This window comes from Roseburia sp. AF42-8, from assembly GCF_003435965.1.
Taxonomy (GTDB): Bacteria; Bacillota; Clostridia; order Lachnospirales; family Lachnospiraceae; genus Roseburia_C; species Roseburia_C amylophila.
Genome location: NZ_QTVB01000027.1, coordinates 21,402 through 35,293 on the forward strand (window position 1 = coordinate 21,402; position 13,892 = coordinate 35,293).

At 40.0% G+C, this 13,892-nt stretch carries 11 protein-coding genes; all 11 read left to right on the forward strand.

Translation table 11 applies throughout. The annotated features are described in order from the left end of the window. Window positions 1-38 precede the first annotated feature (38 nt). Window positions 39-713: an ABC transporter ATP-binding protein gene (locus DW059_RS10990; protein ID WP_117698802.1), complete on the forward strand. Its 675-nt coding sequence runs from the start codon at window positions 39-41 to the stop codon at window positions 711-713. After that, window positions 710-3,154: an ABC transporter permease gene (locus DW059_RS10995; RefSeq protein ID WP_117698803.1), complete on the forward strand. Its 2,445-nt coding sequence runs from the start codon at window positions 710-712 to the stop codon at window positions 3,152-3,154. The genes DW059_RS10990 and DW059_RS10995 overlap by 4 nt, the downstream gene beginning before the upstream one ends. 490 nt (window positions 3,155-3,644) lie before the next feature. Next, window positions 3,645-4,145 carry a replication initiator protein A gene (locus tag DW059_RS11005; RefSeq protein WP_117698805.1) on the forward strand — a complete coding sequence of 167 codons (501 nt, stop codon included), beginning with the start codon at window positions 3,645-3,647 and terminating at the stop codon, window positions 4,143-4,145. 124 nt (window positions 4,146-4,269) lie between these two features. Beyond that, window positions 4,270-5,622 carry a ComEC/Rec2 family competence protein gene (locus tag DW059_RS11010; RefSeq protein WP_117698806.1) on the forward strand — a complete coding sequence of 451 codons (1,353 nt, stop codon included), beginning with the start codon at window positions 4,270-4,272 and terminating at the stop codon, window positions 5,620-5,622. A gap of 207 nt (window positions 5,623-5,829) precedes the next feature. Then, window positions 5,830-7,128: a phosphopyruvate hydratase gene (eno, locus tag DW059_RS11015; protein ID WP_117698807.1), complete on the forward strand. Its 1,299-nt coding sequence runs from the start codon at window positions 5,830-5,832 to the stop codon at window positions 7,126-7,128. A gap of 329 nt (window positions 7,129-7,457) precedes the next feature. Continuing rightward, entirely contained in the window at window positions 7,458-8,528 is a 1,071-nt protein-coding gene (locus DW059_RS11020) for a carbamoyl phosphate synthase small subunit (protein ID WP_022243003.1), read from the forward strand. Beyond that, window positions 8,528-11,734, forward strand: a complete 3,207-nt coding sequence (carB, locus tag DW059_RS11025; RefSeq protein WP_117698808.1) for a carbamoyl-phosphate synthase large subunit — start codon at window positions 8,528-8,530, stop codon at window positions 11,732-11,734. Before DW059_RS11020 ends, carB begins: the two co-directional genes overlap by 1 nt. 442 nt (window positions 11,735-12,176) lie before the next feature. Then, entirely contained in the window at window positions 12,177-12,485 is a 309-nt protein-coding gene (locus DW059_RS11030; RefSeq protein ID WP_117698809.1) for a hypothetical protein, read from the forward strand. Between the two features lie 257 nt (window positions 12,486-12,742). Beyond that, window positions 12,743-13,114 (forward strand): hypothetical protein, encoded by a 372-nt coding sequence (locus DW059_RS11035; protein ID WP_199534338.1) that lies wholly within the window; start codon window positions 12,743-12,745, stop codon window positions 13,112-13,114. A gap of 33 nt (window positions 13,115-13,147) precedes the next feature. Then, window positions 13,148-13,819: a PoNi-like cognate immunity protein gene (locus DW059_RS11040; protein ID WP_117698810.1), complete on the forward strand. Its 672-nt coding sequence runs from the start codon at window positions 13,148-13,150 to the stop codon at window positions 13,817-13,819. Further along, window positions 13,813-13,892, forward strand: an 80-nt coding sequence (locus DW059_RS17825; protein ID WP_442969772.1) for a hypothetical protein, incomplete at its 3' end; no start/stop codon positions are given. The genes DW059_RS11040 and DW059_RS17825, both read left to right, overlap by 7 nt.

The window sequence follows — 13,892 nt, forward strand, 5'->3', positions numbered from 1 at the left end:
AAAAGGTACACTTTACAGAATTAAAAAGGAGGCAACACATGAGTGTGATATTAGAAACCAAGCAGCTTTGTAAATTTTATGGCGCGGGTGAGAATCAGGTCAAAGCGGTCAATCAGGTGGACATTCAGATTGAGCAGGGAGAATTTGTCGCAATTGTCGGAAAGTCAGGTTCCGGTAAAAGTACATTACTTCATATGCTTGGAGGGCTTGACACCCCTACAAAAGGCAGTGTTACTTTAGCCGGGAAAGATTTATACAGGATGAAGGAAGATGCCCTTGCTGTTTTCCGCAGAAGAAAAATCGGATTTGTTTTTCAGGCATTTAATCTGGTTTCATCTGTTAATGTCTGGGAAAATATTGTACTGCCACTGGGGCTGGATGGAAGAAAAGTGGATGAAGCGTATGTAAATGATATCATTACAACTCTGGGGATTGAAAACCGGATTTATAATCTGCCAAATCAGTTATCAGGAGGACAGCAGCAGAGAGTAGCAATTGCAAGAGCACTGGTGAATCGTCCGGAAATTATATTTGCAGATGAGCCGACCGGAAATCTTGATTCCAAGACCAGTGATGAGGTAATCGCCCTGCTTAAGATGACAGCAAAAAAATATGGACAGACAATTGTAATGATTACCCATGATGACGAAATTGCGCAGGTCGCTGATCGCATTTTGGTGATTGAGGATGGACAGGTGGTGGATTTCAGATGAAAACAATAAGCAGGATTGCATATAGCAATGACAAAAGTAACAGGACAAGAAGCATACTGATTATGATGGCAATCTGTCTGACCACGATGCTGCTTGTGATTATCAGTACTGTGGGAAATGGAATGATCCGTTTGCAGAAAAGTCAGGCGGCAAGCTCATATGGAAGCAATTATGGTTTGTTTATCGCAGCAGATGCCTCGCAGTTAAAAGAAGTAAACCGCCGTGCAGAAATAGATACAATAGGAATTATGTGTACAGAAGGTATCATAAAAGGCAACGAAAATGGTGGTTTTGTCTGCATGGATGAGACTGCAAGAAAAATGATTCCCTATAATAAGGAATATGAATTAAAGGAAGGAAAGTATCCGGGAGGAACGCAGGAAATTGCCGCAGGAAGAGCGTTTTTTCGTGCAATGGGATATGATGATGTAAAGGTCGGAGATATGGTTACACTGGATTACCGCGCAGGGATGCAGTCAGAATATAAGCCGGAAGAATTTGTTGTCAGCGGAATCCTATATGATCGGGATGAGTATACCATAGAGGCATCTTATGTTGCTTTCGGGTCACAGGAGTTTTATGATGAGCACGTCGCAGAGAATGACAGACAGTATAATATTTATTTTACTTTAAATGATTCTGCAAATGTATCTATGAATAATATTGAACCGGTTATAAAGCAGATTGCAGCAGCTTGTGGGATCGAAGAAAAAAACGTTATAGTCAATGATCTCTATTTGCAATGGGTCTTGCAGCCGAGTTATGAAACGATTGCGGTATGCGGGGTTTTGATTCTTGCAATTGTACTTTTCTCTGTTGTGGTCATTTATAATATTTTTCAGGTCGGTATTGTCAACAAGATACAGGAGTATGGAAAAATCAAGGCTCTGGGAGCGACAAAAAAGCAGATGAAACAACTGATCTTCAGAGAGGGCATTTTTTTGACAATTTTTTCAATGCCGGTTGGATTGCTTTTTGGCTTTCTGATTGCAAAATGCGGTTTTAACTGGCTGGTAGAACAGGGAAACCTTGTATCAACCCAAACTGGCTCTATGGGAGTCCAAAATCAGCAGGTGCCACTGTTTTCCCTGCCTGTTATGCTTCTATGTATTTTCGTATCATTTCTTACCGTTGCTTTGGCACTGCGTAAACCAATGAAAATTGTTTCACGGATTTCACCTATCGAAGCAACACGGTATTTAGAAAATGCAGAAACACAAAAAAAAGGAAAACGAAATGGCAGAAAAAATGTCACCGTATTTTCTATGGCAATGGCAAATGTAACGGGTAATCCCAAAAGAACTATTGGTACTATCCTCACAATGGGTTTTTCTTGCGTATTGTTTGTGACTATCTCTAATTATGTGGGAAATATTGACACGGAGCATGAAGCACGTCGTTACATAAATCATGGACAATTTGAACTGCAGCTTGACTATTCTGATGAGTATGATGAAAGATATCCGGAGAATAATCTGGATACGATTCTGACGGATAATCCATTGAATGATTCGCTGATTGAAGAAATCAAAAGCATTCCGGGAGTGACAGATGTCATGACGAGAGAGATTGTCTCTGTAAATCTGAACGGAACAAGATTTCCGGCTGATATTGTGAGTAAAAAGGATTTTGATTTTATGCGCCAGGACGGGGATATTGGCTCTATGGACTATGATCAGGCGGTAAAGAATGGTGAAATTTTCTTTGGCTGGTCGATGTGGATGGAACAAGATGGATATGCTCCGGGTGAATCCATCGCATTTGACTTTGAGAATGGAAGTGGAACCTATACCTATCAGGGAAAGATTGCAGGATCCTTTGTAGGTGCTGACACTTATCTTGTCATTCCGGAAGGTGTATACCGTTCCATGCATCCGAGAGGAACAGCCTATGGCTATCTGTGGGTGGACTGTGATAAAAAAGATGTGGCATCTGTGGAACAGAGTTTGAATACTTTGATTTCTAAATCTTCACATATAAAAATGGATACCTATCATGCGCAGTTACAAAATGCAGAAGTCGCAGCCCGCATGATGAAGCTTGGCTGTTATCTGTTTATGGCGGTTGTAGGACTCATCGGTTTTATGAATATGGCAAACACCATGATTATGAATATTACGACAAAAAAGCAGGAATATGGTGTATTGCAGGCTGTGGGTATGACAAATAAACAATTAAATTTATGCCTGCAGTTACAGGGACTGATTTTTACAGTTGGCACCATATGCGTAGCTTTGATCATTGGTCTGCCGCTCGGCTATGCACTTTTTTCCTATGCAAAACATAATGGAATATTTGGAATGAATACCTATCATGTTCCAATCGTACCAATTCTTATTATGATTCTTTTGGTCGGTCTGTTGCAGATTGTACTTTCCTGCGTTTTAAGCAGTAATCTGAAAAAGGAAACGCTGGTTGAAAGAATAAGGTATCAGGGATAGCAAGTAATATGTAGTGAACTAGGTCTTAACGAAGAGGAGAAATAGATAACTTCCAATTTGTATGTATGGTAAATCTAAAATGTATTTTAGCAGTATTTCCTGAGTGGGGGCAGAAAGCGCCCCCACACCCACGTGAAAATATAATTGCAGGCGATTACATTTTAGCAGATACGCAAGCGTTTCTGAGTAAGCGTCACAGACAACAAAATAAGAAAATTTTGATAAGGCATATCACTGGAATAGGTGAGTGTTTTTTTGCTTTCAAATATTCAATTAACTGAAAAAGTAAAAAAGTTTTCCTCAGGGGCTGTAAAAATACCTTTCAGCGTTTCGTATTAATGAAAGGGTATTTTTTGCAGGAAAAATAAAAAATTTTCATCAAGAGCCTGTGTTTATGCCCTTCATCTTTTATATATGTGTAAGAACATTTTTTAGCCGGCATAAAAATGATTTTTACAACAGTTAGAAACAGAAATGAGGTGAGAAAAGAATGAAATATGAATACATGAAGGAGTCAAAGCAGATGATTCAGTACTTCCGGTTTCCGAAGTTTTTGCTAAAACTGCGAATTTCTCAAACTGCAAAATTCCTTTATATGATTTTGTATGACCGGGCGCGGATATCGAGAAAGAATAGCTGGATAGACAAGTATGGAAACGTTTATCTGATATTTCCAATAGATGAATTGTCTGTTCAAATCGGCAAATGCAAATCTTCTGTAAAAACAACATTGAAGGAATTAGATGATGAGGGATTATTGGTTCGCAGATTCGGTGGATTTTCAAAACATAATCATTTATATGTAAAAATTCCATTTGATGAGATAGGTTTACAGCCAGTTGACAATAAGGCGGTTGAAAAGATGGCGATAACAGAGTCAGAAAAGCAACCATCATCTAGCCGAAAAAATGGCTGTGCAGGAGTCGGAAATGTGGCACCTAGTAAAGTAACTGAGAAATATAAAAGAAATAAATATTATGAAGTAAATTAAGGTAGTTTAATATGGAAGTGGGATGACGCTCTGGCTTAGGCTGGAGTGTTTTTTCTGTGGAAAAAACATAAAAAAAATATTATAATAGAAAAGAAATTTTAAGAAAAACGGAGGAGTTAGGAAAATGAAATCGAAATCCGGAAACAAGAAATTATGGATTGCTGTTATTATTTTCGTACTGATGATAGCCGGAGCAATCGGCAATCATTCCGATAATAAGAAAGAAAATCCTGGCAGGGAAAGTTCCGCTGCCACGGAATCGCAGGCCGCAACAGAAACTGAGACCAGTACCAATACAGAGTCGGACGGTGATACCGAAGATTTTGTTACTGAAGGAGTCATCAGTAATACCTATAAGACAGATAGCAGTTCCGCCGGACAGATGCAAGTGCATTTCATAGACGTAGGGCAGGGTGATGCTACATTGATATCCTGTGATGGTCATTACATGCTGATAGACGCCGGTAATAATGACAAAGGAACAACGGTACAGTCCTATCTTATGAGCCAGGGTGTAGAGAAACTGGATTATGTCATAGGAACACATCCGGATGCAGACCACATTGGCGGACTGGATGTAGCAATTTATAAATTTGACTGTGATACGATTATCATGCCAAATGTGGCAAATGATACCAGAACCTATGATGATGTGGTGCAGGCAATGAAGTCCAAGGGCTATCAGACTACTTATCCGGTAGTTGGAGAGACTTATACTTTGGGCGGAGCAACTTTTACCATCGTGGCACCGAATGCAGACTATGGAAATGACATGAATGACTGGTCGGTGGGTGTGCTGGTGCAGAATGGCAACAACCGTTTCCTCTTTACCGGAGATGCAGAAGAAAAAGCGGAAGAGGACATTTTAAGTAATGGAATTGATGTTTCCGCAGATGTCTATGCAGCGGCGCATCATGGAAGCAAAACAGCCACAAGTCAGGCATTTTTGGATAAGGTATCACCAACTTATGTGGTAATCAGTGCCGGTGAAGGCAATAAATACGGACATCCTCATGCAGAGGTGCTGAACCGTCTGCGGGCAACAGGTATATCTGTGTTCCGTACCGATGAGCAGGGTACGATTGTTGCAACATCGGATGGAAATAATATCACCTGGAACTGCTCTCCATCAGAAAGCTGGAAAGCAGGAGAACCTACCGGAAGCAGTGATACTACAAAAAATGCAGCATCTTCCGGAGCAGGAACTTCGAATAATGATAGCAGCTCGTCTGTGGCAAATAATTCAGCTGCAGACAGCACTACATCATCAGGCAGCAGTGATGCAGGTATAGCTGCCGGTACAGCCGGCAGTTCAGCCGGCGAAAGCAGTTCTGTTATGGTACATATTACAGACACCGGTTCAAAATATCATTCGGCAGGTTGTTCTTATTTAAAAAAGAGTGACCATGAGGTGACTTTGTCAGAGGCGAAGAGTATGGGACTGGAACCATGCTCAAGATGTAATCCGCCGCAGTAATGAGAAAACCTAATCGCCAAGCGCCTTGCACTTTTTATAAAGTTAGTATACAATAATTGAAGTTAGAAATAACTAACTTCGTGCAAATCATAGGGACTCCTTTAGAATATGGAGACGGCAATATCCATATTCACCGGAAGAAATATTCTTCCGGGAGGAAAAGTCCTGTATCTGACAAAATGTAAAGAGGAAAGGTGAGTATAGGACATGAATTACTTAGAGATTGAAAAAGTAGTCGGACGTGAAATTTTGGATTCCAGAGGAAATCCTACTGTAGAAGCAGAGGTATATCTTGCAGATGGTACAGTAGGAAGAGGGACTGCACCAAGTGGTGCATCAACCGGAGAATTTGAAGCACTGGAATTAAGAGATGGAGATAAATCAAGATACCTTGGCAAAGGGGTAACGAAGGCGGTAGAAAATATCAATACAATTATCAATGATACAATCACAGGAATGGATGCATCTGATATTTATGCAGTTGATGCGGCAATGCGTAAGGCAGATGGAACCAAAGACAAATCCAGACTGGGAGCCAATGCAATTCTTGCGGTATCCATTGCAACAGCAAGAGCAGCAGCTATTTCTTTAGATATTCCACTGTATCGTTTCCTTGGTGGAATTTCCGGCAATCGTCTTCCGGTACCGATGATGAATATTGTAAATGGCGGATGCCATGCGTTATCATCTGGTCTTGATGTGCAGGAATTTATGATCATGCCGGTAGGCGCACCAAGCTTCAAAGAGTGCTTAAGATGGTGTGCAGAGGTATTCCATGCACTTGCTTCTATATTAAAAGAACGTGGACTTGCCACTTCAGTGGGTGATGAGGGCGGGTTTGCACCTGCATTAAAATCAGATGAAGAAGCAATCGAAACTATTTTAGAGGCAGTCAAGAAAGCTGGTTATGAACCGGGCAAAGATTTTAAGATTGCCATGGATGCTGCATCTTCTGAGTGGAAGAGCGAAAAAGGCAAAGGTTTTTATAAACTTCCGAAAGCTGGCACGGAATATACTGCAGAGCAGTTGATTGAACATTGGGAAGCATTATGCGAGAAATACCCGATTATCTCCATTGAAGATGGTCTGGATGAAGAAGACTGGGAAGGCTGGCAGAAACTTACAGCAAGACTTGGAGACAAGGTGCAGTTAGTTGGTGATGATTTATTTGTTACCAATACAGAACGTCTTTCCAAGGGAATTGAACTGGGTGCAGGAAATGCAATCCTGATTAAGTTAAACCAGATTGGTTCTGTATCTGAAACTTTAGAGGCAATCAAGATGGCGCATAAGGCTGGCTATACAGCAATCAGCTCCCATCGTTCCGGAGAGACAGCGGATACCACGATTGCGGATTTGGCAGTAGCATTGAATACCTGCCAGATTAAGACCGGGGCACCAAGCCGTAGTGAGCGTGTTGCAAAATACAACCAGTTACTCCGCATCGAAGAGGAATTGGGCGAAAGCGCAGTATATCCGGGAATGAAAGCTTTTAATGTGAAATAATCGTACTCCTATAGATAAATGATATTCTTTAACAAACGTCAAAGAAGCTGCAGTAATGCGGCTTCTTTTGGCGTGACGGAAAAATGGAAGGCGGTTATTATAGAGGAAAAAGGAAAAATGCATAAAAAATGGATAAATATGCATCAAACTTAGTGACTATTTGTTTTGCGAAAAAGGTTGAAAAAACCTTCCCGATATGGTAGAATTTTTACAATTTAGGTAGCCTGTGCAGGTTTGGTGCATTTTTTATGCAAAAGGAAGGAAAAAGAGATGACTGACTCTTTTTTTTTGCGCAGGTATCGGAAGAATAGAAAGGACAGGGTGAACAAATGAAAGCTTTTCTTATATTGGAAGATGGCAATGTATTTACCGGAACCAGCATCGGTTCAACACGGGAAGTCATCAGTGAAATCGTATTTAATACGTCGATGACAGGGTATTTAGAGGTACTGACAGATCCATCTTATGCAGGACAGGCGGTAGTAATGACATATCCGTTAATTGGAAATTATGGAATTACACCGGATATGGAGTCAGGACGTCCATGGGTAGATGGATATATCGTAAGAGAATTATCCAGAATGCCAAGTAATTTCCGTTGTGAAGGAACCATTCAGGATTTTCTGAAAAAATACGATATACCGGGAATTGCAGGAATTGATACCAGAGCATTAACCAAGCTCTTACGTGAAAAGGGAACAATGAATGGAATGATTACAACAGATGAGAATTACAATCTGGATGAGATTATTCCAAAATTAAAGGCTTACACCACAGGAAATGTGGTAGATAAAGTAACCTGTGAAGAGAAAAGCGTATTGCCTGGAAAGGGCAAAAAAGTAGCACTGTTAGACCTTGGTGCTAAGAGAAACATCGCCCAGTCATTAAATAAAAGAGGCTGTGAAGTTACCGTTTATCCGGCACACACCACAGCAGAAGAAATTTTAAGCACCAATCCGGACGGAATCATGTTAAGTAATGGACCTGGAGACCCGAAGGAGTGCAAGGAGATTATTGCAGAGATTCGTAAATTATATGAATCCGACACACCGATTTTTGCAATCTGCTTGGGACATCAGCTGATGGCACTTGCAACCGGTGCAGACACATATCATTTGAAATATGGTCATCGTGGAGGAAATCATCCGGTTAAGGATTTAAAGACCAACCGTGTATACATTTCCAGCCAGAACCATGGTTATGCAGTAGATACCAATACCCTGGATGAGAAAATTGCAAAACCGGCATTTGTAAATGTAAACGATGGAACCAACGAAGGATTAGAGTATGTCGGAAAGAACATTTTTACCGTACAGTTCCATCCGGAAGCATGTCCGGGACCACAGGATTCTGCTTACCTTTTTGACCGTTTTATTGAGATGATGGGAGGAACGAAATAATGCCTAAGAATAAAGATATTAAAAAAGTATTAGTAATTGGTTCAGGTCCGATTGTCATTGGACAGGCTGCAGAGTTTGACTATGCAGGAACACAGGCATGTCGTTCTTTAAAAGAAGAAGGAATCGAAGTTGTTCTGGTAAACTCCAATCCTGCTACCATTATGACAGATAAGGATATTGCAAATGAAGTTTATATCGAGCCATTAACTGCAAAAGTATTAGAGCAGATTATCATAAAAGAAAAACCGGACAGCGTCCTTCCTACCTTAGGTGGACAGGCAGGCCTTAACCTTGGTATGGAGTTAGCAGAATCCGGATTCTTAGAGAAACAGGGTGTCAAACTGATTGGTACAACTGCTGAGACAATTTTTAAGGCTGAGGATCGTCAGGCATTTAAAGATACCATGGAAAAAATCGGTGAGCCATGTGCACCATCCCAGGTAGTACACAATGTAGAAGATGGTATCAAATTTACCAATACCATCGGATATCCGGTTGTACTTCGTCCTGCTTATACCTTAGGAGGAAGCGGCGGCGGAATCGCACATAATGAGACAGAGCTTATCGACATCTTATCCAACGGACTTCGTCTGAGCCGTGTCGGAGAAGTACTGGTAGAACGTTGTATCGCAGGCTGGAAAGAAATCGAGTACGAAGTAATGCGTGATGCCAATGGAAACTGTATTACTGTATGTAATATGGAAAACATTGACCCGGTTGGTGTACATACCGGAGACTCTATCGTAGTAGCACCTTCCCAGACATTAGGTGATAAAGAGTACCAGATGCTGCGTACTTCTGCACTTAATATCATTTCCGAATTAAATATTACCGGTGGATGTAACGTACAGTACGCACTGCATCCGGAAACCTTCGAATATTGTGTTATCGAGGTTAATCCTCGTGTATCTCGTTCTTCTGCATTAGCATCCAAAGCAACCGGATATCCGATTGCAAAAGTTGCTGCAAAGATTGCACTGGGCTATACCTTAGATGAAATCAAGAATGCAATTACCGGAAAGACATATGCAAGTTTTGAGCCGATGTTAGACTACTGCGTAGTAAAAATCCCAAGACTTCCATTTGATAAATTCATCACTGCAAAACGTACGTTAACAACACAGATGAAAGCAACCGGAGAAGTTATGAGTATCTGCAATAACTTTGAAGGTGCCCTGATGAAAGCAATCCGTTCCTTAGAGCAGCATGTAGACAGTCTTTTATCCTATGACTTCAGCAAGCTTTCTGATGAGGAATTACAGGAGCAGTTACATGTAGTAGATGACCGCAGAATCTGGGTGATTGCAGAAGCACTGCGCCGTGGCGTATCTTATGATAAAATTCATGAGATTACAAAGATTGATAAATGGTTTATTGACAAACTGGCTATCTTAGTTGAGATGGAGCAGGATTTAAAGACAAAACCACTTACCGTAGAGCTTTTAAAAGAAGCAAAACGTATGGAATTCCCGGATAAAGTCATTGCAGAACTTACCGGAAAGAGTGAAAAAGAAATTCATGACATGCGTTACGAAAATGGTATCGTAGCAGCCTTTAAGATGGTTGATACCTGTGCAGCAGAGTTTGAAGCATCCACTCCATATTACTATTCCGTATTTGGCAGTGAAAACGAAGCAGAAGAGACAACACCGAAGAAGAAAGTTCTGGTATTAGGTTCCGGTCCAATCCGTATCGGACAGGGTATCGAGTTCGACTACTGTTCTGTACACAGCACCTGGGCTTTTGCCAAGGAAGGCTGGGAGACAGTTATCGTAAATAACAACCCGGAGACCGTATCAACAGACTTTGATATTGCAGATAAACTGTATTTTGAGCCGCTGACACCGGAAGATGTTGAGGCAATTGTAAAATTAGAAAAACCGGACGGAGCTGTAGTTCAGTTCGGTGGACAGACCGCAATCAAGCTGACCGAAAGCTTAATGAAGATGGGTGTCAAGATTCTTGGAACCAAGGCAGAAGATGTAGATGCTGCCGAGGACAGAGAGCTCTTTGATGAAATCTTAGAGAAGACCGGAATCCCAAGAGCAGCAGGCGGAACTGTATTTACTGCAGAGGAAGCAAAAGAAGTTGCACACCGTCTGGGTTATCCGGTACTGGTTCGTCCTTCCTATGTATTGGGCGGACAGGGTATGAAGATTGCATACAATGATGAAGAGATTGAAGAATTTATCGGAATCATCAACCGTATTGCTCAGGATCACCCGATTCTGGTTGATAAATACCTGATGGGTAAGGAAATCGAAGTAGATGCCGTATGCGATGGTACAGATATTTTAATTCCTGGTATCATGGAGCATATCGAGCGTACCGGAGTACATTCCGGAGACAGTATTTCCGTATATCCGGCACCGACCATCAGTGATGAAGTAAGAGAAATGCTGGTAGAATATACCAAGCGTTTAGCACAGGCATTACATGTAGTAGGACTGATTAACATCCAGTTTATCGTAATGGACGAGCAGGTATATGTCATCGAAGTAAATCCACGTTCTTCAAGAACGGTACCATATATCAGTAAAGTTACCGGTATTCCAATCGTAGACCTGGCAACCAAGGTTATCATTGGAAATACCATCAAGGGAATGGGTTACACACCGGGACTTGCACCAACCGCAGATTATATCGCAATCAAGATGCCGGTATTCTCCTTCGAGAAACTGCGTGGAGCAGAAATCAGCCTTGGACCGGAAATGAAATCCACCGGAGAATGCTTAGGAATTGCCAAGACCTTTGATGAAGCTTTATATAAAGCTTTCTTAGGAGCAGGTGTTCAGCTTCCGAAATATAAGCAGATGATTATGACGGTAAAAGATGCGGACAAGCCGGAAGCAGTCGGCGTAGCAAAACGTTTTGCAGCCTTAGGCTACAAGATTTATGCAACCAGAAGTACTGCAAAATATTTACAGGAGCATGGCGTAGATGCACTGCGTGTCAATAAGATTACCCAGGAGTCACCAAACGTTATGGACTTAATCTTAGGCCATAAGATTGACCTTGTCATCGACACACCGACCCAGGGAAATGGTGATAAGAACCGTGACGGATTCCTGATTCGTCGTAATGCAATTGAGACCGGCGTATACTGTATCACGGCAATGGATACAGCCAACGCACTGGCAACCAGCTTGGAAAATGCTCAGTCAGAGCTTACTCTGGTAGATATTGCAACCGTGAAGAATATTTAAGAGCAACTACGAGAAACACGCTTTGCGAGTTTCTCGAGTTATCGCGGTGTTCGCCAAATCTGCATGCAAGCATGCGATTTTTCTCGCTACTCGCGTAAAAAAACAGCCTCATGTGTTTCAAGTGGAACACATGGGGCTGAATTTTTTGTTGCCGGGCATCTGTAAGAAGCTGCCGGTAGCAGGCACTACAGGCGCAGGCAGCGTTTATATAATATATACAAAAACGGAAACATAATTTGAATAAAAATGACAATTGACAAAGAAATGTAAAATGGTTAATCTGATAGGTAGTTGCTGAAGAATCAGCGGGAGTACTGAGCTATGAAAAAATGAGATGAAATGATTAGATAGTACAATTCATAGATTCCGGAATTCTCCGGTGATAATCCCAAATGATATGAGGCAATAAAAATAGAATAGCAGGTCTTTAAGGAGATATATTATGAAACCAATATATGCAGAAAATATTATAGTAGCAATAAAATCGTGCGGCTGTATAGAGTGGTATATTTTAGACAAAGATTATTGCTTTTTAGATTATCCTAAGTTAGAAGAAGCATATCGTAAGAAAGGCTATAATGATACTTTTGATGATGATTCCAGATTTGGCATAAAAGTAGTAAATGAATTGTCGAAAACACAATTTTTGGATCATATAAAAGAATATAAAATTACAGCCGAAGAATTAAAGAAAATGTTAATGAAGGAATCTGATTATAATGATAAATTAGCATATAATCCATCTATTTAATAGATTTTGAAAATCGGGTATTTATATCGTATTATGCTGAACCGGAATCTTTTGAAGTGATAAATTAGCATATAATCCATCTATTTAATAGATTTTGAAAATCGGGTATTTATATCGTATTATGCTGAACCGGAATCTTTTGAAGTGTTTGTTCCAGATGGCTGGATAGGAAAGTATCAGGATTTTACAGAAGAAATACCAGAAAAACAGAGATATTGGATGGATGAAAACGGTAAAAATTTGATAGGAGAATAGGAATGGATAATAAAACAGAGGGTATTGGTATGGAATTTAATGAGACACAAACAATGGCAATTAATTTTACTAAAATGGCAAAAGAAAAAATGGGGGATAAAGTTAAAGATTTTTGCATTTTGGACGTATATGATGATGCGAATAACCGAGCATTCAGCGTGGAATTTACAGCATATGATTATTTTCCAATAAGGTTGAATTATGAAAGAGGAAGATTTGGATGCTGCATATCATATGGAGAAAGAACAGTGGCATTAAGTAACTCACAACAATGGTGGGAAGAGGCTGATTTTGATGTCTTTTTTAAAGAATTAGAAAGAGAACTGAAGTTAAGAATTCCGGATAAATTCTTAAAGGCGCATCGTTGGAGATAATATAAGAGAAGCACTACTAAGGAGAAACAGGCATTGCGTGATACAGTGATGAATGAACAATATTTTACGGAATATATTCTGGAAGAGACAGAGCGAATAAGAAAATTTCAAAATAAATTAAAAAGTAATGAGGTAAGAGAAGATAGAATTTATTCCGTAAAAAGAAAGATAGATGCGATACAATTTGAATTACTTATTGCAAGATATTCTGCCGGTGAAGACGTAGAAAAGTTAGAAAATGATTTTATGCAGTTATTAAATGATATGCCATTGTATTGGAAGGGTAATTCTGGCTATATTGATATGCTGTGGATGATGGCACTTGCAATTTTGTTTGACGTAAACAGAGAACAATTTGGTATATTGTCGGATTTGGTAACTCAATATAATCGGAAAGATGCTTTATTGGAATTTTTTGTTAATTACAAAATGCATGGAAGCATAGAACAACTGGAAGGAGACTATTCCTTTGGCTTCCCATATGATAAGTTGACGGATATTGTTGCAAATAGAGAAAAAGCAGTTGAAAAATTAAAAGAATATTTGGAAAAATATTGGTATGTGGGACATAAAAATATGGGATGGTACGATATTCATAAAGCAAAAGAAAAATTGTATTACGGTTACTGGAGTTTTGAAGCAGGAGCTATTGCAAAAATATTGGTTACTGGAGTTTTGAAGCAGGAGCTATTGCAAAAATATTAAATTTAGATGACAGCAATTTGAAAGATGTACCGTATTATCCATATGATTTGGTTCACTATAAAAGCAATAGTAT